The sequence below is a fragment of the Peribacillus deserti genome, assembly GCF_016909175.1.
In the GTDB taxonomy this organism is placed as follows: Bacteria; Bacillota; Bacilli; order Bacillales; family DSM-1321; genus Paraperibacillus; species Paraperibacillus deserti.
Map to the genome: position 1 here is coordinate 1 of NZ_JAFBFI010000001.1, position 20,382 is coordinate 20,382.

19 protein-coding genes and 1 riboswitch are annotated in these 20,382 nt (G+C 41.8%); of the genes, 10 read left to right on the forward strand and 9 right to left on the reverse strand.

What is annotated here, in order from left to right; translation table 11 throughout:
• Positions 1-377 (reverse strand): HTH domain-containing protein (locus JOC77_RS00005; RefSeq protein WP_338047160.1); only part of this gene is annotated, 377 nt, incomplete at its 3' end.
• 301 nt (positions 378-678) lie between these two features.
• The gene (locus JOC77_RS00010) at positions 679-2,352 is read right to left on the reverse strand and encodes an FAD-dependent oxidoreductase (RefSeq protein WP_239558507.1); all 1,674 of its coding nucleotides are present in this window, start codon (positions 2,350-2,352) and stop codon (positions 679-681) included.
• Positions 2,353-2,907: 555 nt separating this feature from the next.
• Between JOC77_RS00010 and JOC77_RS00015 the strand changes: the two genes are divergently transcribed.
• From JOC77_RS00015 to JOC77_RS00035, 5 genes are all read left to right on the forward strand, one after another.
• Positions 2,908-3,243 carry a lmo0954 family membrane protein gene (locus JOC77_RS00015; protein WP_204537300.1) on the forward strand — a complete coding sequence of 112 codons (336 nt, stop codon included), beginning with the start codon at positions 2,908-2,910 and terminating at the stop codon, positions 3,241-3,243.
• Between the two features lie 20 nt (positions 3,244-3,263).
• Positions 3,264-3,911: a PspA/IM30 family protein gene (locus JOC77_RS00020; protein ID WP_204537301.1), complete on the forward strand. Its 648-nt coding sequence runs from the start codon at positions 3,264-3,266 to the stop codon at positions 3,909-3,911.
• A gap of 106 nt (positions 3,912-4,017) precedes the next feature.
• Complete coding sequence (liaF, locus tag JOC77_RS00025) at positions 4,018-4,749, forward strand: cell wall-active antibiotics response protein LiaF (protein ID WP_204537302.1); 732 nt, start codon at positions 4,018-4,020, stop codon at positions 4,747-4,749.
• On the forward strand, positions 4,746-5,777 hold the full coding sequence (locus JOC77_RS00030) for a sensor histidine kinase (protein ID WP_204537303.1): 1,032 nt from the start codon (positions 4,746-4,748) through the stop codon (positions 5,775-5,777). Before liaF ends, JOC77_RS00030 begins: the two co-directional genes overlap by 4 nt.
• Before the next feature lie 4 nt (positions 5,778-5,781).
• Positions 5,782-6,408, forward strand: a complete 627-nt coding sequence (locus JOC77_RS00035) for a response regulator (protein WP_204537304.1) — start codon at positions 5,782-5,784, stop codon at positions 6,406-6,408.
• Positions 6,409-7,195: 787 nt separating this feature from the next.
• Here the strand turns inward: JOC77_RS00035 and JOC77_RS00040 are convergent.
• Positions 7,196-8,749 carry an ABC-F family ATP-binding cassette domain-containing protein gene (locus JOC77_RS00040; protein WP_204537305.1) on the reverse strand — a complete coding sequence of 518 codons (1,554 nt, stop codon included), beginning with the start codon at positions 8,747-8,749 and terminating at the stop codon, positions 7,196-7,198.
• Positions 8,750-9,031: 282 nt separating this feature from the next.
• On the opposite strand from JOC77_RS00040, the gene JOC77_RS00045 reads away from it, so the two are divergent.
• Entirely contained in the window at positions 9,032-11,212 is a 2,181-nt protein-coding gene (locus JOC77_RS00045) for a DNA topoisomerase III (RefSeq protein WP_204537306.1), read from the forward strand.
• A 16-nt stretch (positions 11,213-11,228) separates the two neighbouring features.
• Entirely contained in the window at positions 11,229-11,705 is a 477-nt protein-coding gene (ybaK, locus tag JOC77_RS00050; protein ID WP_204537307.1) for a Cys-tRNA(Pro) deacylase, read from the forward strand.
• Between the two features lie 140 nt (positions 11,706-11,845).
• Here ybaK and JOC77_RS00055 read toward each other — a convergent pair whose 3' ends face one another.
• Positions 11,846-12,325: a DinB family protein gene (locus JOC77_RS00055; protein WP_204537308.1), complete on the reverse strand. Its 480-nt coding sequence runs from the start codon at positions 12,323-12,325 to the stop codon at positions 11,846-11,848.
• 738 nt (positions 12,326-13,063) lie between these two features.
• Here JOC77_RS00055 and JOC77_RS00060 point away from each other — a divergent pair.
• The 3 genes from JOC77_RS00060 to JOC77_RS00070 all read left to right on the forward strand — a co-directional run bounded on the left by JOC77_RS00060 (position 13,064) and on the right by JOC77_RS00070 (position 15,803).
• On the forward strand, positions 13,064-13,726 hold the full coding sequence (locus JOC77_RS00060) for a DNA alkylation repair protein (RefSeq protein WP_204537309.1): 663 nt from the start codon (positions 13,064-13,066) through the stop codon (positions 13,724-13,726).
• An 84-nt stretch (positions 13,727-13,810) separates the two neighbouring features.
• A complete protein-coding gene (locus JOC77_RS00065; RefSeq protein ID WP_204537310.1) occupies positions 13,811-14,671 on the forward strand; it encodes a Cof-type HAD-IIB family hydrolase in 861 nt (286 codons plus the stop codon).
• Between the two features lie 43 nt (positions 14,672-14,714).
• A complete protein-coding gene (locus tag JOC77_RS00070) occupies positions 14,715-15,803 on the forward strand; it encodes a PQQ-dependent sugar dehydrogenase (RefSeq protein ID WP_204537311.1) in 1,089 nt (362 codons plus the stop codon).
• A gap of 146 nt (positions 15,804-15,949) precedes the next feature.
• Here JOC77_RS00070 and lipA read toward each other — a convergent pair whose 3' ends face one another.
• The 5 genes from lipA to pdxK all read right to left on the reverse strand — a co-directional run bounded on the left by lipA (position 15,950) and on the right by pdxK (position 20,304).
• Positions 15,950-16,858: a lipoyl synthase gene (lipA, locus tag JOC77_RS00075; protein WP_204537312.1), complete on the reverse strand. Its 909-nt coding sequence runs from the start codon at positions 16,856-16,858 to the stop codon at positions 15,950-15,952.
• Positions 16,859-16,873: 15 nt separating this feature from the next.
• Positions 16,874-17,698 (reverse strand): lipoate--protein ligase family protein, encoded by an 825-nt coding sequence (locus JOC77_RS00080; RefSeq protein WP_204537313.1) that lies wholly within the window; start codon positions 17,696-17,698, stop codon positions 16,874-16,876.
• A gap of 184 nt (positions 17,699-17,882) precedes the next feature.
• Positions 17,883-17,985, reverse strand: a riboswitch (TPP riboswitch).
• 168 nt (positions 17,986-18,153) lie between these two features.
• On the reverse strand, positions 18,154-18,843 hold the full coding sequence (bshB2, locus tag JOC77_RS00085) for a bacillithiol biosynthesis deacetylase BshB2 (RefSeq protein ID WP_204537314.1): 690 nt from the start codon (positions 18,841-18,843) through the stop codon (positions 18,154-18,156).
• Positions 18,844-18,857: 14 nt separating this feature from the next.
• Positions 18,858-19,205, reverse strand: a complete 348-nt coding sequence (locus tag JOC77_RS00090) for a YojF family protein (RefSeq protein ID WP_204537315.1) — start codon at positions 19,203-19,205, stop codon at positions 18,858-18,860.
• A gap of 259 nt (positions 19,206-19,464) precedes the next feature.
• Positions 19,465-20,304: a pyridoxine/pyridoxal/pyridoxamine kinase gene (gene pdxK / locus JOC77_RS00095; protein WP_204537316.1), complete on the reverse strand. Its 840-nt coding sequence runs from the start codon at positions 20,302-20,304 to the stop codon at positions 19,465-19,467.
• Positions 20,305-20,382 lie beyond the last annotated feature (78 nt).

Consider the following 20,382-nt stretch of genomic DNA (forward strand, 5'->3'; position numbering starts at 1 on the left):
AAGTCATTCTCTGCTTCTAAAAACTTAATTCTTGCTTCAGCTTTTTTCAGTTTTTCCTCAACTGATAGTTCCTTAGAAGAAGGGCGTCCAGTACTTGCCTTTCCTCTACGTTCCGTTTGAAGACCAAGTTCACCCAGCATTTCGTATGTTTTTCTCCATCTCTGTAGACACTTTTTCGGCTGCTTTTTACCTATGAGATCTATGTTAAATCCATTTTCAATAAAGATCTGAGAAGGAAATTTTCCGCATTGATATTCCTTTACTGCCTTTACTTTGAATTCAGGCGAATAAGTAATGGCCTGTGATGAAGCACGTAAAATATTGGGGTTCTTCTCTAACTCTTTAATCTGATATTCCGAGTAGAGCTGTTTACTCATAATGTTATCCTCCGTCCACAATAATTCTTTTATTATAAACGGGTTTTCTTCCTGATGACATAGAAAAACCCGATTAAGGGGCACTTTTAATTTAGTGTCCATTAATCGGGTTATAGTTCAAATGTGGGGACACCTTTTTTAAAAAGTAAGAAAGTGCAAATTTGAACTTATATAATTGTCTAGCTGCAGCGTCTAGACCCTCGAGACATAAGACGAGAGGTCCTTGGAAAGGAATACCATTTCCCGCAACCCGTCGTCTTTGTTTGTCGGGTCTGAGAAAGGCGCTTCCGCTTTTCTTCTACTATGGTTTTAACGGATTATCATGGTCTGAGATGTCAAATTGATTCTCTGCATCTCCGTTAAAGTCCTGCTTGCTATTCCGCTCGTTCCTGCTTGAATCAGCAGAATCTGTACTGCTGCTATTTTGTTGAGTGTCTTCCTGTTTGAATTCTACTTTCTTCAAAGGATTCTTAGCCGGTCCGTCGATTACATCTCCATTGACGGCAAAGCGGGAACCATGGCACGGGCAGTCCCAGGTGCGGTCGCCGTTGTTCCAATTCAGTTCGCATTTCATATGTGTACAAGTAGTATCAACCAAGAATAACTCTCCATTTTTATCACGGTACGCTCCAGCACGCTGGCCGTTTACGGTCACAACACGTCCTTGGTCAATGCCGACTTCGTCAAGCGTATGATTAGGCTTGTCCAGTTTTCCTTCAACAAAATGCATGGCAACCTCTGCATTATCCTTGATGAAGTTTTTGATGGTTGGATTCGGGTTAAATCTCCGGGGTGTAAAAACCTCTGCATAAGGATTGTCTGCTCCGATGACCAGATCACGTATTAGAGACGCGGCATTTGTGCCGTTAGTCATTCCCCATTTTGCATAGCCTGTGGCCACATACACATTCTCGTAGTCTTCTGTTAAGTGTCCGATGTATGGGACTCCGTCTAGTGTATGAACATCCTGGGCAGACCACCGGTATGGAATTTCTTTAATTCCATACGTCTTTTCAGCGTAAGGTACTAGCTCTTCGTAATAATCCTTCGTATCCAGATCCTGCCCCGTTTTATGTCCATCACCGCCGAAAAGAACAGCTTTTTCCCCGTCAATCATGGTGTACCGCAGGGAACGTACTGGCTTTTCTGCGTTTATATACATGCCGCCGGGAAATTCTTTCTTTGTTTTAACGGCGAGCACATACGACCTCTCCTGATGGAGTCTTGCAAAATACTTGCCTTCTTTATTGTAAGAAGGATAGTGAGAGCAGATCAAAACGTGTTTGCTGGTGACTTCATTTTTATTTTGGTTTTTTATGGTGACTTTCGTTGGAGGGCCCTTCTTTACATCCCCTGCTGTTGTGTTTTCATAAATCTGGCCTCCCATTTCGACAATTCGGTCGACTAAAAAGGAAAGATATTTGAGCGGATGGAATTGTGCCTGATTCCGCATTAACACGGCTCCTTTTACAGGGAAGCTTAAAGGAGTCGTTTCTACGAAGGTTCCGTCGATTCCCAGTTTTTCATAGGCTCTTGTTTCATCTTCAAGCTTAGGCAGATATTCGCTTGATTCAGTAAAAACATAGGCATCCTGAGTAGAAAAATCACAGTCAATATTGTACTCATTCACCAGATTTCTGATAAATTGAATGGCATTGCTATTCGCTTCATAATAAAGCTTTGCCTTCTGTTCGCCATGCTGCTCAATCAACTTGCTGTAAATTAATCCGTGCTGAGCAGAAATTTTCGCTGTAGTATGGCCGGTTGTTCCGTTTAAAATTTTATCCGCCTCAATAAGTGCCACCTTTTTGCCTTCTTTCAGCAAAAGATAAGCGGCTGTGATGCCAGTAATTCCGCCTCCGATAATGGCAATATCTGTTTCAATATTTTCATTTAGAGCGGGAAATGATTTAAGTTGAGCGGAGCCTCTCCAATAAGGCTCAGGAACCTGTGGCATTGCTTTAAATTCGGACATATACAAACCTCCTCTTAGAATACGGAAAACATAATATGTTATTTTCTGGCTTAGGTTTTCCAAATAAAGACGATGAATACCTTTCTTAGAAAATTTACCCTGTCTCTAACCTAAAAAACAGAATCCTAAAAATTATAAGTATGAAGAGACTGGAGTAATCCCGGAAATATCAAGTTATTCAGTAAAATTGGGGTTCATTTGTAAAGGCTTTACCCATAAAAGTTCGATTTCCCTGTAATTCCATATTTATCCATATAAATCCGATTTTTGCCCTCATAAACCTGGCTTTACCCCTCATAAATATTCAATTACCTCTCGTAAATCCTGAGCGGGCCGGCATCTTTTAAATTTTTCATCAGAAAATTAGAAATCTAACCACAAAAAGGTGTAATGACCTCAAATATCTCAGACATTCTGCATTAATTTGGGAGCTGCTCACATTTATAAATGTTTAGCTTTAGCTAGACCTCAAGTCTTATACCAAAATATAGCTGGGGTACGTTATGAGAACTCTTTGTAATAGTTAAGATAGAACTATGAAAGGAGGAACGCACAATGAAAAAATTTGGTTTGGCAGCAGCGGCTGTTATAGCAGGTGTCGTTCTATTGGCTAATTTAGGACCTATGGTAGGTCTGGCAGTCAGCATCGCTATTCTCTACTATGTGGCAAAGAAATTTATGAAAGCAGAAACAACAGGGAAGAAGGTGATCTGGGGAGGCTTGGGGCTGATCATGCTTGCGGCATCCATTTCAAATGCTCCTGCCATTATAGGGGTTGTTGCAGCGTTTGTTCTCTACCTGATCTATAAAAACTGGAATAAAGCGAGGGAAACACAATTAGACAATGACCCGTTTGTTAATTTTGAAAGAGAATGGGCTAAATTAAAATAATATTTGAGGAGAGATAAAAAATGGCTAATTTATTTACACGTATTAAAGACACAGTAGTTGCAGACTTTCATGGACTGTTAGATGAAAAGGAAAAGAAAAATCCACTTGCCTTATTAAATCAATATCTCAGAGAATGTGAAGCTGAGGTAGAAAAAGTCAGCAAGCTGGTAGAACGTCAATCCCTGCTGAAAGAGGAATTTAACCGTGAATATCAAGGCGCTCTTGAAATGGCGGAAAAGCGAAAAGCGCAAAGCGACATCGCTTTACAGGCTGGAGAATCTGACCTGCATGAATTTGCGTCAATGGAAGCCCGGCAATATGCTGACCGCGCGTCATATGTTAAAACGGTATATGACCAAGCGGGTTTGCAGCTGAGTGAATTGGAAAGAAAATATGAGGAAATGAAGCATAAGTTAAAAGACATGCAAATTAAGCGAATGGAACTGATGGGCAGAGAAAATATGGCCCGAGCCAGCCATAAAGTGAGCCAGGTATTGAATGAGAGTAATTACAGCGATCAATCCTTCTCCCGATTTAATGAGCTCGAAGGGTACCTTGACCGATTAGAGCAGCAAGTCTCTGCATCTTATTACCGCAGCACAATTGACAGTAAAATTGCGAAGCTGGAAAAAGAATTAAAAAATAAAGAAACACATTCTATATCCTAGGATAATCATGGTATTCTAGTAGAGACTAAAATCCATTTTAAGGCGCAGGCTTTCTGCGCCTTTTAGAGCGGCTAAGCGCTTAATATAAAGAAGGGAGGAAAAATCCGTGCTGAATAAACTTAAAACCGATCATATCAATCTGCTGATCTGGATCTCCATTTTCTTAATCTTCGTAGAGCTGTTATTTTTTCACAGCGGGTTAATTTTCTCCCTTTTATTGTCTGCCGGCCTAATTTACATAGGCCGCAAGAAATATAATAAAACCTTTGGCATGATTTTATTTTGGTTTGGGATTCTCACTCTTGTTATTACAATACTTAATATGTTCGCTGCCAAGTTTCTGATCCTTGCACTGATCGTCTATATCTTTGTCGTTTATAACCAATCTAAAAAAAGCCCCAAAAAAATAAGACCCATCATTTTAGAAAAAAATCCTATAAAAGAAGAAACGATCATAAAAAAGGCACCGCTCTTTCAGAATCGTTTTTACGGCACAAAAACAACTGGTGAACATGTGTATGAATGGAATGATATTAACATCCAGGGAGCCATCGGCGATACAGAAATAGATTTAAGCTATACAGTTCTCCCTAAAGGCGAGTCCATTATTTTTATCCGTCATGGTGTCGGCAATGTTCGTGTATTAGTTCCTTATGATATTGAACTGTGTGTAAATCATTCTGCGTTCATAGGCTCAACGCGGATTCTCAATGAACAGGAACCGAAAATATTTACACAAAATACGATTTATCAGACGGCTAATTATGATGAAGCAGCACAAAAAGTGAAAATTTTCACCTCTCTATTTTCCGGTGAATTAGAGGTGAAGAGAATATGAATATTGTAATCCGCCAGACAGCATTTGGCGCCCTTTTATCTCTCATCTTTTTTGGAGTGATTTCTTCTTTATATTTTACCTTTTTTCCGCTGGAGTCTTGGAACCTCCTGTGGGAAAGGGAGATTTTTGATTTTCCTGTTATTATCTTTTTAGCGGGAATATGTCTGTTAATCGGTGTTATATTTGGGATGAGCTCCGGTGTGTTTTTAAAAAAGCAAATCAAGCTGATTACCGATGCATTATATGACTTGGAAGCTGGAAACGAAATTACAGAAGCGAGTGTGGCCCTTACCGAAATGAAAGTAATCCGCAAGAGGATAAACAGCATTCATTCGCATATGAAAGAACAGATTAAGCAGTCTCAAAAGCTGGCAAATGAAAAAGCGGAAGTACAAGAAAAAAGAATCCAAGAAATTGTCTCGCAGGAACGGAACAGATTGGCGCGAGAGCTTCATGATTCAGTCAGCCAGCAGCTGTTTGCTGCTTCTATGCTTATGTCCGCAATTAATGAGTCAAAAGATGATTCCAATACCCTCCAAACCTCGCAGCTTAAGCTTGTAGAAGGAATGATTCATCAGTCCCAGCTGGAAATGAGAGCACTGCTGCTTCACCTGCGCCCTGCACCTCTGAAAGGGAAATCGCTTCATGAAGGCATACAGGAATTATTAACAGAATTAGAGAATAAAGTACCTCTTGAGATCCAGTGGAAGCTGGAGCCGGTGGGAGCGGATAAAGGAATTGAAGATCATCTCTTTAGAATTCTTCAGGAATCCGTCTCAAACACGCTCAGACATTCAAAAGCTTCATCATTGGAAGTCTTGCTCATAAGAAGAGATGATTTCATCATCATGAGAGTAATGGATGATGGAGTGGGGTTTGATGTAGATGAAGCCAAATCTGGTTCATATGGAATGCAGAATATGCAGGAACGAGCGTTGGAAATAGGGGGAACTCTGAAGCTGGTAAGCGTCAAAAATAAAGGGTCCCGTCTCGAAGTGAAAGTACCAGTAATGGTTCAGGAGGGGTGAAACAATGATTCGAGTACTGCTTGTAGATGATCATGAAATGGTAAGAATGGGTGTAGGATCTTATTTAGCGGCACAGCCAGATATAGAGGTAGCCGGGGAAGCAGAAAATGGTGTGCAGGCCATCAAACTCGCATTTGAATTGAGGCCGGATATTATCCTTATGGATCTTGTTATGAAGGAAATGGACGGCATCGAAGCGACCGGCAATATTATTAAGGCGTGGCCCGAGGCAAAGATTATTATAGTAACAAGCTTCCTTGATGATGAAAAAGTATACCCGGCTCTGGAAGCCGGTGCAACCAGCTATATGCTGAAAACCTCAAAGGCAAGCGAAATTGCAGACGCAGTCAGAAATACCTTTCATGGCCAATCTGTATTAGAGCCGGAAGTAACCGGAAAAATGATGGTCAAGATGAGACAGAAAGCATTGCCGCATGAACAGCTCACAACCAGGGAAAAAGAAATCCTGCTCCTCATGACACAAGGAAAAACCAATCAGGAAATAGCAGATGAACTATTCATTGCGCTGAAAACAGTAAAAGTGCACGTCAGCAATATCCTGAGCAAACTTGATGTCCAGGACCGGACCCAGGCTGTCATCTATGCATTCAAGCACCATATCGTAAAATAAAAGTCTGATTTAAACGAGGAGCCTGTTTGAATTGGGCTTTTTTTACATTAAATGTGAAATGAGCCTAAGCCACGAGTGGTGAGATATATACTAGTTGAATCAGCATAAGCCATGGTTGTTGAGCATACACCCAGTTGAAGTCAGCATAAGCCATGGTTGTTGAGCATACACCCAGTTGAAGTCAGCATAAGACATGGTTGTTGAGCATATATCCACTGACATCAGCATAGCGATGGGTGTTGAGCATATATCCACTTCAATCTGCATCTTACATATATCATAATCATATGTCCTGGAAGATCAGCATACTTTTTTCTACCATAAGCATAAAACTCTAAAACTTAAGCATAAATTTCTAAAACAAAAGCATAGATCTCTAAAACTTAAGCAAAAATCTTCAAAACAAAAGCATAAATCTATGCAATACCTAGTTTACTTTCCACTTTTGGGCTGTTTAGCAGCTGAGCAAGACCTTATAAGCTCTCTTTTTGCCGCGAGCAGAGTTTTAGACAATAATTCATATCAGTTATTGGTAAAAATGATTAAAACATTACTCTTTCGAGAAATTTCAACAGCAGTATGTAAATTGGTGATCAATAATCGTTATAAAATAGCACATAAAATTAGATGCTCGCGCATGCCCTTCGGTGAACCGCACATAGTGCAAATTTTCCAAAGTCCGTGAGCCACATACTAATCAGCTTAACATAGCAGCAGTCAAACTCAGTATCCCAAAAAACCACATTCACAAAAAAAGCACCTGCCCAAAATCAGCAGGTGCATTTCTTTATGCCTGGCTATTCGACCAGTCTTCTACATTCCATACTTTAGTTACCCAGTCCTCATAAAAGTCAGGCTCGTGGCAGACCAGAAGAACGGTGCCTTTATAGGCCTTTAGGGCACGTTTCAATTCTTCTTTTGCTGTTACGTCTAAATGGTTAGTCGGCTCATCCAGCAGCAGCCAGTTGCTTTCGTTCAGCATCAGCTTTGTCAGGCGGACTTTAGATTGTTCTCCACCACTTAATTGGCTCATTGGGCGGGAAATATGTTCATTCTTCAAGCCGGAGCGGGCTAGGATACCCCGCACCTGGCCCTGATCTAAGGAAGGGAACGCAGCCCAAAGTTCATCAATCGGTGTAGTGTTTCCTGCCTTTACTTCTTGTTCAAAGTAAGAAGGATGAAGGAAATCACCCTGTACGGCAGTACCGCTAAGCGGCTGTATTTTACCAAGAATGGTTTTTAGGAGAGTTGATTTTCCTACTCCGTTGCAGCCCACGACTGCAATTTTTTCACCGCGTTCAATGGTTACATTGAGTTTTGGAAGAAGCGGCTCTGTATAGCCGATCTCTACATCGGTGCCTTCAAATACATACCGGCCGCTGCCGCGGGATTCTTTAAATTCAAAAGTTGGCTTTATCGCTGTTTCAGGACGGTCTATTCGTTCCATGCGTTCAAGCTGCTTTTGACGGCTTTTCGCTCTTCCAGTTGTGGAATAGCGAGCCTTGTTTTTCGCAATAAAGTCTTCCTGTTTCTTAATAAATTCCTGCTGCTTTTCGTAGGCATTAATATGCTGGTTCTTATTAATCTCAGCAAGCTCCAGGAACTTTTCATATGTGGCTGTATAACGGGTAAGCTTAGAGAATTCCAAATGGAAAATAACATCTACAACACCGTTCATGAATTCAGTATCATGTGAGATCAGTAAGAAGGCATATGGATATTCCTTCAGATAACGGCCCAGCCAGTTAATATGCTCAACATCCAGGTAGTTGGTCGGCTCGTCTAGAAGAAGAACCTTCGGCTGTTCTAAAAGAAGCTTGGCGAGCAAAACTTTCGTACGCTGGCCTCCGCTTAGTGCAGAAACATCACGGTCAAGGCCGATTGCATCCAATCCAAGTCCTCTTGCTGCATCCTCAACCTTTAAATCCAGCGAATAAAATCCCCCTGCATCCAGGTTGTCCTGGATTTCGCCCATTCTTTCAAGGAGAGCTTCGAGTTCTTCAGGAGAAGCAGTCCCCATTTTTTCTGTTACTTCATTAAGCTCTTTCTCCTGCTCAAAAAGCGGAAGAAAAGCGTCATTTAATATATCACGAATTGTTTTACCCTTTGATAAAACAGTATGCTGATCTAAGTAGCCATACTGAGTTCCGGGAGTCCATTCCACCCGACCGGTATCATGGATCAGCTGTTTTGTGATAATATTCATCATGGTCGATTTACCAACGCCATTTGCGCCTACAAGCCCAACATGTTCTCCGGGCAAAAGACGGAATGTAACATCTTTAAATAATGTACGGTCACCAAAACTATGACCCAATTTATCTACTGTAAGTACGCTCATTGTGTTTTAATAACCCTCCGCTGCTTGTCTATAATTTCCTATACTACATCATACTAAAATCTTAGGCGTAACACCATCCCCCATATTTTTCCCAGATGACTGGAAGTGCGGAAAGCCTTTAATTAGTGCGGCTTGAATAGATTTGTAAGATATTGTAAGTCGAGTATGCCGTTTTTTTCAAAACGTGTATTTTTTCCAAATTTCAGTTAGAATTATGGTAGATCAAGTTTTTTAAATAGAGAATCTTGGTTCCCAATGGTTTTTGAAAGGGAGTATATGATTATGCCTAAACAGTTGGTATTAGCTGAAAAGCCGTCAGTGGCTAGAGATATAGCAAGAGTATTAAAGTGTACAAAAAAAGGAAACGGCTTCTTAGAAGGCGATAAATATATTGTAACCTGGGCGCTTGGACATCTTGTTACACTGGCAGACCCAGAAGCCTACGATGATAAATACAAAGCGTGGAAACTCGAGGACCTGCCCATGCTTCCGGGTTCGCTTAAGCTCGTTGTAATCAAGCAAACGGGAAAGCAATTTCAGGCAGTTAAAGCACAGCTCAACCGCAGCGATGTTAATGAAATTGTTATAGCGACAGATGCTGGACGTGAAGGAGAGCTGGTTGCGCGCTGGATTATAGAAAAAGCCAATGTAAAAAAGCCTATTAAAAGGCTGTGGATTTCTTCTGTAACCGATAAAGCAATTAATGAAGGCTTCCGTACCTTAAAAAATGGCAGGGAATATGAAAATCTATATGCCTCAGCAGTGGCTCGTGCAGAAGCGGATTGGATTGTTGGCCTTAATGCTACAAGGGCGCTCACCACAAAATATAATGCCCAGCTTTCATCCGGGAGGGTACAGACCCCGACTCTTGCGATTATTGCCAAGCGGGAAGAAGATATTAAAAACTTCCAGCCGAAAACCTATTATGGGGTAAGTGTGACGGCTAAAGGATTAAAACTTACCTGGCAGGATGCAGTGTCAAAGGAAACAAGAACCTTTAATAAAGAAAAAGCAGAAAGCGTCTTAAAGGCGGTCTCTAATAAAAAGATAGAGATTGCTGATGTAAAAAAGGCACTAAAAAAGAGCTATGCTCCGGCTTTATATGATTTAACTGAACTGCAGAGAGATGCTAATAAAAGATTCGGGTATTCTGCAAAAGAAACACTGTCCATCATGCAGAAGCTGTACGAGCAGCACAAAGCATTAACCTATCCGCGTACAGATTCAAGGTTCATATCAACTGATATTGTAGATACGTTAAAAGATCGTGTGAAAGCAGTAAGCCATAAGGAATATGCAGGCGCTGCTTCCAAAATCATTAGAAACGGCATCCGGGCCAATAAGTCTTTTGTAGACGATAGCAAGGTTTCCGACCATCATGCGATTATACCAACAGAGCAGGATTTCTATATTGGATCTTTGAGTGACAAAGAGAGAAAAATTTATGACCTCGTTGTAAAGAGATTCCTGGCGGTTTTAATGCCTCCATTTGAATACGAACAAACAACAATATTGGCTAAGATTGAAAATGAGGCCTTCACCGCTAAAGGTAAAATAGTAAAATTGGCCGGCTGGAAGGAAGTGTATGGCAGCTTTGAAGAGGATGATGCCGATTCAGATGACCAGCAGCTGCCTCCTATTAATAAAGGAGACACACTAGAGCAAGTCTCTTCTGTTATGACAAAGGGAGAAACTAAACCCCCGGCACATTTTAATGAAGCCACACTCCTGTCTGCTATGGAGAACCCGGTTCAGTATATGGCTGGTGAAAATAAAGAGCTGATTAAAACAATCGGCCAGACAGGCGGACTGGGTACCGTTGCGACAAGGGCAGATATTATTGAAAAGCTGTTTAATAGCTTCCTTCTTGAAAAGAAGGGCAAAGATATTTTCATAACATCAAAAGGACGCCAGCTGCTTGATTTGGTTCCGGAGGATTTAAAGTCGCCAGCCTTAACGGCTGAATGGGAGCAAAAGCTTGACCGGATTGCGAGAGGCACTCTCCAAAAGAATGCGTTTATTCAAGAAATGAAGGGCTATGCAAAAACAGTAGTGCAGGAAATTAAATATAGCGAGAAAAGGTTTAAGCACGACAACGTAACCGGCAGCAGATGTCCGGATTGCGGAAAGCTCATGCTTGAGGTGAATGGCAAAAGGGGTAAAATGCTTGTCTGCCAGGATCGGGATTGCGGTCACCGCAAAAATATTTCGAAGACTACCAATGCAAGATGTCCGGTCTGCCATAAGAAGCTGGAGCTAAGAGGCGAAGGCGAAGGCCAGATTTTCGTTTGTGCCTGCGGCCATCGTGAAAAGCTGTCTGCCTTCCAGAATAGAAGAAACAAACAAAAAGGCGGCAAAGCAACCAAGCAGGATGTTAACAAGTACTTGAAAACCCAGCAAAAGGATGAACCGATTAACACAGCCTTAGCGGATGCACTTGCTAAGCTGAAATTTGATAAATAAGGTCAGGTAAAAAGAAATGGTTCAGGCTAAAACCAATGCAATGCGAATCCTGGATAAGGAAAAGATAGATTATCAATTCTTAACTTATGAAAACAAGGACGGCAAAATTGATGGTATTTCTGTAGCCAACAAGATTGGCAAACCACACGAGCTGGTGTTCAAGACATTGGTCACCATCGGGAAGGCTAACTCCATCCATGTTTTCGTGATTCCTGTAGAAGCAGAATTGGACTTTAAAAAAGCAGCCAAAGCGGCAGCCGAAAAAAAGCTCGATATGCTTCCGGTCAAAGACATTCAGAAATGGACCGGATATATCAGGGGCGGTTGCTCGCCAGTAGGAATGAAGAAACTCTATCCTACCTATATAGACAGCGGTGCGGAAGGTTTAGAGAAGATCATTGTAAGCGGCGGGAAGATTGGGGTTCAGCTTGAAATGGATGTAGATAATCTGGTGTCTATAACCAGGGCTTCATTAGTGGATTTAGTTCAATAAGGGTGGAACAGGAGCAGATTTGGATCTGCTCCTTTTTTGCAATTTGTGCCTACGGGAAATATGGAATGTCCCTACAAAAAATAAGCAGAAACCCTTGCAAGACTTCTGTATGGGCCTTGGGAAATAGGGGACAGTCCCCGTTACATTTGTCCGAGGCTGTATTTTAGGCCGTTTATAACTCCTTGATGCAGGCCTTCATGCCAATAGGTGAATTGTAGAAGGTCTCTTATCGTGTCCATTTCGGTTTGTTCGGTAAAGGTGATACGGCTTGTCAAAGGTTCCTCTAGACGTCCGGAATACAGGCTGATTATTTCTCCCTGCTGTTTTTTAAGGAGCTCCAACAGTTCGTCTAATGAAGAAGGTTCGCTCTCCCAGGTTTCTGGACTCGTCCCGCCTGAGAAGAACGGAGTAATTTTATCACTAATCTGTTTTTCGCCATTTGATGTAAACTTAGCCAGTAAGTTGTCGTATGTAATTAAAATATGTCCAATGTTCCATTTGATAGAGTTACGGTAACCCTCTGGAACCTGATTTGCCGTTTCCTCCGTGATATTCTTTAAACTTTGAATAGTGCGTGAACGAATAAAGTGGAATTGTCCCCACATATTTTTTTCTTCCATAAAGACCTCCATAAGTTATGATCTATGAGTTTAGCTTAGCACGGAATAGGGGATTTTTGGAATATAGGAACTTAATTTATTAATAAGTTTAAGCGGCTTATTTCAGGGTGCTGGCAGCTGCCAATGGGTAAGTTTCAGCATCTTCGTTGTATGGAAAGTTAGAAAGAGTACCCAATGAGGGTCATCTTAATAAAGAATGATATAAGTCTGTTTACTATAAAAATAATAAGCCTGAATAATGTGTTTTTATGGTAAAAACCTAATAAACGGTCTGCTATACTGCTGTCCAATAGGCGTTTTTTGTCTTTAAGTGGTTTTTCTGAAATTTAAGAGGATTTAAATTTTCGAGGGAATTAGACCTGTATAGGGATTTCAAAATGTTATTTTCAGTAAGATGTCCTGAAGTAGTTTGCACTCGACCGAGATCTTCAATTTTATGGTACCCATCATTAAAGGGCAGGCAGCTTGTTCCTGATCGAGGATCTTAATTGGTACACACGCAGGCAGCTTACCCGCCGAGACCAAAATAGTGTCCATTTCAGGGAGGTTCGGCAACCCCTAAACCCTCTGTTCCGTTCTTCAATGCACTCGTTTCAAGCCTCCCTATCAAGGGATCATGAATTTATGATATAACTCAACAATTGGCAAGCAGTCAGGTTTGTCCTGCTATTAAAAGGAATTAAAATCCTATAAAATAAAACCAGATATCTAAATTACTAAAGGGGGGGGTTCTGGGACATGGAATTAGCTCAACAGCTATACGAACTAATGAAGGAAAATAAGAAAGCAGAGAATCGAGTTCCTATGGAAAACTATATGAAGAATCAATTTCCCTTCTTTGGAATTAAGTCTCCAGAGCGAAAAAAGATCGTTTCCGAGTTTTTTAAAGAGGCGGGTATGTTTAAGGAGCCATTCTCACACCAATTAGTCAGGGAGTTATGGAGCTTCCCGGAAAGGGAAATGCAGTATGCGGCCTTGGACTATAGCGGTAAATATACGAAAAAGTTTGCGAAGGAAGATATACTATTTTTTAAAGAACTGGTGATTACGAAGTCCTGGTGGGATACGGTTGACTCAATTGCTCCTCCTATTATAGGGGAGATTGCCATGAGATTTCCAGAGGCAGCTGATGAGTATATAGAAAATTGGGCAGTCGATGAAAACATGTGGCTGCGCCGGACGGCCATTTTATTTCAGCTGAAGTATAAGAATAATACGGATGTAGAAAGACTATATCGATACATACGTTTAAATGCAGACAGCAAGGAGTTTTTTATTCAAAAAGCGATTGGCTGGGCATTGAGGGAATACTCAAAAACAGATCCAGCTTCAGTCAGAAGGTTTATAGAGACCACGGCTTTGGCTAAACTTAGTATTCGAGAAGGCAGTAAATATCTTTGAGCAGGCAGGATCCCTTCTGTTTCAGACGATGTTTGATAGAATGGGAAGGTGGTAAAAAGAAGAAGCAAAGAAAGTTGGTGCATTATGGTTAAAAGTATTGCCATAGATATGGATGGAACATTAGTAAATAAAAAACAAAGTGTCAGCAAAGAAAATAAAGAGGCCATAGAAAAAGCCATCTCACAGGGAATAGAAGTCATCATCGCTACTGGAAGGTCTTTCGAGGAAGCTAGGTATGCATTGGATGAAGTGGATATCAAGACCCCTATCATTGGAATAAATGGAGCCGTTGTTATTGACACAGAGGGCAAAGTGGTCGAAGCCAACACGATGAGTTATGAGTCGGTGACACAGGCCGCACATATTCTGAACAAGCATGATCTCTATTACGAGATTTATTCAGATCAAGGGACTTACACGCAGGATAAGGATAAATCCATTGCCTTGCTTGTGGATATTTTCTTAACGTCTAACCCAGGTGCAGACCCTCTCGTTGTTACGGAAGAGGCAAGAAAACGGTTCGAAGTAAGCCAAATTAAAATAGTGGACAGCTATCAAAGGCTGTTTGAAAAGCCTGAGATACAGTATTATAAATTTCTCGTATTCTCAGTTGATTTTAAAAAGTTAGGGGAAGCTGCTTCTGAATTGAAAAAGCTTGGTACTCTTGCGGTTACTTCGTCTGGACGTGATAATCTGGAGATAAACGCTTTGGATGCGCAAAAAGGTGTAGCTCTAGAAAAATACCTGACAAAACGGGGTATCTCGATGTCTGATGCTATGGCAATTGGGGATAATTATAATGATGTTTCGATGTTTGAAAGAGTAGGAAGGGCCGTTGCAATGGGAAATGCCCCTGCAGACATTCAAAGAATTTGCCACTTTGTGACCGACACAAACAATGAAAATGGTGTGGCAAAAGCGATATTGAAGGTTTTAGAAGATTAATACAGCATAGATTTCCCTTTGACGTTAAAGAAGGAGATCGAAAATGAAACGTATACTTTTAGCTGTGGTTTGTGGATTGTTGTTTTTACTTTCAGCGGGATGTTCAGGGAACTCGGGAAACAAACAGCCCCTTACGGATAACCGAGAGCCGGCTGAAACTGTGATTGGCCCTGCAGCAGAAAAAGTTGCAGATCAGTTAAGTATTCCCTGGTCTATTGAAAAATCAGGGAATACCTTCTACATAACAGAACGAACAGGTTCGATCATGAAAGTTGAAAATGGAGTAAGAACGAGGCAGCAGGTGCTTATATCGGCGGCACTTTCTAGACAGCCAGAGTCTGGTCTGCTGGGATTTGTGCTGGCTCCTGATTTTAACACTTCAAAGCATGCATTCGTCTATTATTCCTATGATCGAAACGGGACTACTCTCAATCGGGCAGTGGCCATTAAGCTGCAGGGAAACCAATGGAAAGAAGAGCGGATTTTGATTGATCAAATTCCAAGCGGAAATTTCCACCATGGGGGAAGGTTAAAAATAGGACCTGATCAAAAGCTCTACATCACCACAGGGGAAGGGTATGTTACCGAAAGAGCACAGGACCTTAACTCACTTGGCGGCAAGATTCTGCGGATGAATCTGGATGGAACGATTCCTGCTGATAATCCAGTTAAAGGTTCTTATGTATTCTCCTATGGCCACCGAAATCCTCAGGGGCTTGCCTGGACAGAGACAGGAGATCTTTACAGTACAGAGCACGGCCAGTCGGCTCATGATGAAATCAACCTTATAAAGCCCGGAGTCAACTATGGCTGGCCGCTGATTGAAGGGGACAAGAAGCGGCAGGGAATGGAAGCTCCGGTCTTCCACACAGGAAGCGTCACATGGGCCCCTTCTGGATCAGCCATTTACAAGGGGAAAATGTATATAGCCGCTCTGAGAGGAGAAGCTGTTAAAGAGTTTGACCTTGAAACCAGGAAAGCTAAAGATGTGATCACAGGATTAGGGCGTATAAGAGATGTGCGTGTAGAGGGTGACACTTTATATTTTGTCACGAATAACACGGATGGCAGAGGAACTCCGAGACAAGGTGACGATAAGCTGTATCGTATCTTGTTAAGTGAAATGGAATGAAATTTTTTTATAAAAAAGGGTATAAGTTCTATGTCCCTTGGACAAAATGGGAACATGATTGTTTTTCCATAATATCCCCTTTTTACCGCCTGAATAGGCGGGTTTTTTTTTGCAGCAAAAAAGCCGATCTATGATCGGCTCACTGCTTATACTTGTACTTCTGCCTGCTTTTGGCGGTCTTTTGCTGCTGCATTAACCTGCTCATCTGCATGGTATGAGGAGCGGACTAGCGGCCCTGCTTCACAATGGCTGAAGCCTTTTGACAGCGCAATCTCTTTTAATTCAGCAAATTCATCCGGATGGTAGTAGCGTTCTACTTTAAGATGTTTCTTAGTCGGCTGAAGGTACTGGCCAATCGTAATGATATCTACATCATGAGCGCGGAGGTCGTCCATCGCCTGGATGATTTCTTCTTTTGTTTCCCCCAGTCCAACCATGATGCTGGATTTAGTAGGAGTTTTTGGGCTGAGCTCTTTCACTCGTTTAAGAAGGCTGAGAGAACGGTCATAAGTAGCCACGGCACGTACCCGTTTCGTTAAACGGCGGACGGTTTCGATATTATGGTTGAAAATATCTGGTTTAGCATCCATCAGGGTCATGATGCTGTCATCATCGCCCTTCATGTCGGAAGGCAATACTTCAATGGTACAGAACGGAGATCTTCTGCGGATTGCACGAACTGTTTCGGCAAAAACGGCTGCGCCTCCATCTTTTAAATCATCTCTGGCAACTGCTGTTATAACGGTATGCTTTAAGCCCATCGTTTCAACAGATTCAGCAACACGTTCCGGCTCCTGCCAATCAAGCTCTGACGGCAGTCCGGTTTTAACTGCACAAAAACGGCATGCCCTTGTACAAATATCCCCAAGAATCATGAATGTTGCTGTTTTTCTCACTGCCCAGCACTCATGGATATTCGGACATCTGGCTTCTTCACACACTGTATGCAGCTTTTTCTCGCGCATCATTTTTTTTAAGCCAGTATATTCTTTGTTGGTATTTAATTTAATCTTAAGCCATTCTGGTTTCCTGAGATGTTCCTGATTGTTTGCCATTTACTGATGCTCCTTTTATCGCGAATAATTCCATGCGTCCGATAGATATTTTTCTTCGATGATTTTAACTTCAGCCAATTGTTCCGGAGTGAGATGATAAGGCTCTAGGGAGATATCAAGTCCTTTTTCGAACCCTTTATAAAAAGCGGCCTTTACTTCCTGGATATCGGCCTTTCTTCCGGTTATTTCAGTGATGGAAGCAGCTTTACCCTGAAAGGCTTTACGTGCTCTTTCTTTGACTCGTTCATTCGGATAAAGAAAACAGTCAAATAAGGTTTCCTCATCAATTTCCAAAGGGATAGAACCGTGCTGGAGAATCACGCCTTTTTGTCTGCATTGCGAGCTTCCTGCTGACTTCCTGCCGCCCACAATCAGCTCATACCAGGATGATTCATCAAAACAAACAGCAGAATTAGTCTTTCCAATAATCTTTTCCTTGTCAGGCACTGCCAGGTCTGCGTCAATTCCTAATTCTCTAAAGCCTTCCAGAAGTCCCTGGGAAATCACGCGATAAGCTTCAGTCACCGTTTTAGGCATTTTAGGATGCTGTTCCCCGACAATTACACTGTATGTAAGCTCTTGATCATGGAGGACTGCTCTTCCCCCTGTCAGCCTTCTAACGAGCTGAAATCCTTTACTATGTACAGCTTCCACATCAATCCGGCCGTGAACCTTCTGAAAATAACCAACAGACATTCCGGCGGGTTGCCATTCGTAAAACCGGAGTACCGGCGGGATGAGCCCTTTGCTGTGCCAGTTGAGCAATGCTTCATCCAGTGCCATGTTAAAAGATGGAGTGTGAACTCCGGAGTCTATAAACAACCAAGTTTCTTTTTCCAATAGCTAAAACCTCTTTCACATTAACAAAGACAGTATAAGGGAGGGAGAAGCCTTACCATCCCCAATACGCTTAATTTTATCAAAAACCTTAACTGCTTGATTACTGTTAAAAAAAGGAATTTCATAAAAAACCGCTCCTCAGAAGGGAGCGGAAAATACATATGAACTCGAGCTAAAAGCATGAGATATTCCGGCTCCACTTTCCTACGCTGGGGTTACCCATATCAGGTTCAAAGGGATTAAGGCTATTTCCTTATCTCAGCCAGCTGGCACCCCTAGTGGATTACTTATAAGATTGACCTTAGGTTAAGATATTTCAATAGCAAGTGTCAATCATAAGGACTTAAACAACAGAATATATTGAATGTTTTGTATGCCTTCATCAAGGCTGTAAATGCTCAAGACTCCGAAAAACCAAACCGGTATCTATGAGCAGAAATCACCCGACGGAAGCATTAAGCTTTTTTTTCATCAGGCCACTGATAAGTCCAAAACCTTTCATTATGAATCCAGGCAAGAAGCTCAGGATCCTGTGTTTCTAATTTATCACCCCAGGCAGCAACCATATATTGAGTTTGGGATCGGTGAGCCATAATCGCGGCAACCTTTTGTTTTTCCACTGATTGAACGTTATAGCGGATATCAGCTTCACCGAGTTCATCCACACAGTTATTAGAAAAAGCTACACAATGCAGCTTGGGCCTTACATTTTTAGGGATGCGGCCGACTGCGCTGACGACGGCGCGGCCTGTTGCTTCATGGTCAGGATGTACACTGTAGCCCGGGTAGAAAGAGATTACGAGCGAAGGATTGATCTCCTGAATCAGCGAGTACATAAGATCAGCCAGCTTTTCATCATCTTCGAATTCGATGGTTTTATCGCGGAGTCCAAGCATTCGCAAATCCTGGATTCCAAGAGCAGCCGCAGCATCCCTCAGTTCCTGCATGCGAATTTTTGGCAAGGACTCTCTCGTTGCAAAAGGAGGATTCCCTAAGTTGCGTCCCATTTCTCCTAAAGTCAGGCACGCATAAGTAACAGGAGTTCCATTATTCACATGTGAAGCAATGGTGCCGGAAACTCCGAAGGCCTCATCGTCCGGATGAGGAAATATGACTAATACTTGTCTTTCCTTTTCAAATGTCAACGTGTTCCTCTCCTTTATTCAAATGGTGTTTTGCTGATTTGAAGGGCAACAGCAAGCTTTCCTGCTGGGTCAAGGCCTGCCATGAGCAAACGGCCTTTTTCATCTACTTCATAATGGGTTAATCCTTCAGCATACACCCATCCGATTGAGAGCTTAAGACCGACCCGGAAAGGGCCTGTACCGACAATCTTTCCAAGTTCATATTGAAGAAAGGCATTCCTGATATATGCGCCCACTGAAAAGAACGACTCATCAAAGTGTGTAGCATAGGCTCCATTTGTTGTTTCAAGATGCAGGTACACATCTTCATTAGCAAAAGAATCTATTACAGCCTGAGCATCGGCCTGAAGAATAGGTTCCATACAAATACCTCCCTGAATTGCTGCATTTTCCAATAAAAATATTCTAGGCTGTCTGCCTTATCATCCATAAGTAATAGTATTTCGAACAATTCCTTATCTTACTATCTTACTAAAAATAATAAAAGAAAGCGAAAGATGAAGTTTATAAATTTCAACCTTCTATCGTATGGAAAGACTTTAGATTTAACATCCTGCTTGTATAAAAAAAGAACCGGTATGCACCGATTCTTTTAAGACGTATATGTTTTGGCTGTAGCCATTATTTAGTAAGCTGTTCTGCTTCTAGACGGCCTGCGCCAAATCTGCGGTAGGCTCCATGCATAGTAGGTCCCACATACTCATTTAATTTCCATGAGTGGCGGATTGCATCTGTAATAAATTCTTTCGCAGTAAGTACAGCTTCACGGACATTTTTTCCTTTTGCAAGTTCTGCTGTAATGGCAGCTGAATAAGTGCAGCCGGCGCCATGAGTGTACGCAGTGTCGATTCGTTCAGATTCAAGTACAACGAATTCCTGTCCATCATACAGCAGGTCAATTGCTTTTTCATGCTGAAGCTTGCTTCCGCCTTTTATAAGCACATACTTTGCACCCAGCTCATGAATTTTGACAGCGGCCTGTTTCATATCCTCAAGGGTTTTGATTGGGCCTGTACCTGCTAACTGTGATGCTTCGAAAAGGTTCGGTGTTGCTACAAGAGCTCTAGGAACCAAAATTTCACGCAATGCAACCGCTGTTTCAGGATGGAGAACTTCATCTTCACCTTTGCAGACCATGACAGGATCAATAACCACATTGGTTAATTTATTCTCATCTATAACTTTAGCAGCAAGTTCAATAATTTCTACAGATCCAAGCATGCCGGTTTTCATTGCATCAATTCCAGTAGAAAGGACCGTTTCCAGCTGAGTTTCTATTGTGCTTAATTCAATAGGAAACACATTATGATGCCAATGGTTCTTAGGGTCCATGGTAACAATTGTTGTTAATGCAGTCATACCATAAACACCAAGCTCCTGCAGAGTTTTAAGGTCAGCCTGGATGCCAGCGCCGCCGCTCGTATCGGAACCTGCTAATGTTAATGCTTTTTTCATAGTCATAAATAGATAACCTCCTTAAAGGCCTTCAAATTATATTTTCTCTTTGTTTATTATCCCTAATTTACGGTAAATAGACAA

Coding starts and splice junctions, on each gene's coding strand:
- JOC77_RS00010 (WP_239558507.1), bottom strand. CDS start 2,352: ATGTCCGAATTTAAAGCAATGCCACAGGTTCCTGAGCCTTATTGGAGA.
- JOC77_RS00015 (WP_204537300.1), top strand. CDS start 2,908: ATGAAAAAATTTGGTTTGGCAGCAGCGGCTGTTATAGCAGGTGTCGTT.
- JOC77_RS00020 (WP_204537301.1), top strand. CDS start 3,264: ATGGCTAATTTATTTACACGTATTAAAGACACAGTAGTTGCAGACTTT.
- JOC77_RS00030 (WP_204537303.1), top strand. CDS start 4,746: ATGAATATTGTAATCCGCCAGACAGCATTTGGCGCCCTTTTATCTCTC.
- JOC77_RS00035 (WP_204537304.1), top strand. CDS start 5,782: ATGATTCGAGTACTGCTTGTAGATGATCATGAAATGGTAAGAATGGGT.
- JOC77_RS00040 (WP_204537305.1), bottom strand. CDS start 8,749: ATGAGCGTACTTACAGTAGATAAATTGGGTCATAGTTTTGGTGACCGT.
- JOC77_RS00045 (WP_204537306.1), top strand. CDS start 9,032: ATGCCTAAACAGTTGGTATTAGCTGAAAAGCCGTCAGTGGCTAGAGAT.
- ybaK (WP_204537307.1), top strand. CDS start 11,229: ATGGTTCAGGCTAAAACCAATGCAATGCGAATCCTGGATAAGGAAAAG.
- JOC77_RS00055 (WP_204537308.1), bottom strand. CDS start 12,325: ATGGAAGAAAAAAATATGTGGGGACAATTCCACTTTATTCGTTCACGC.
- JOC77_RS00060 (WP_204537309.1), top strand. CDS start 13,064: ATGGAATTAGCTCAACAGCTATACGAACTAATGAAGGAAAATAAGAAA.
- JOC77_RS00065 (WP_204537310.1), top strand. CDS start 13,811: ATGGTTAAAAGTATTGCCATAGATATGGATGGAACATTAGTAAATAAA.
- JOC77_RS00070 (WP_204537311.1), top strand. CDS start 14,715: ATGAAACGTATACTTTTAGCTGTGGTTTGTGGATTGTTGTTTTTACTT.
- lipA (WP_204537312.1), bottom strand. CDS start 16,858: ATGGCAAACAATCAGGAACATCTCAGGAAACCAGAATGGCTTAAGATT.
- JOC77_RS00090 (WP_204537315.1), bottom strand. CDS start 19,205: ATGGAACCTATTCTTCAGGCCGATGCTCAGGCTGTAATAGATTCTTTT.
- pdxK (WP_204537316.1), bottom strand. CDS start 20,304: ATGACTATGAAAAAAGCATTAACATTAGCAGGTTCCGATACGAGCGGC.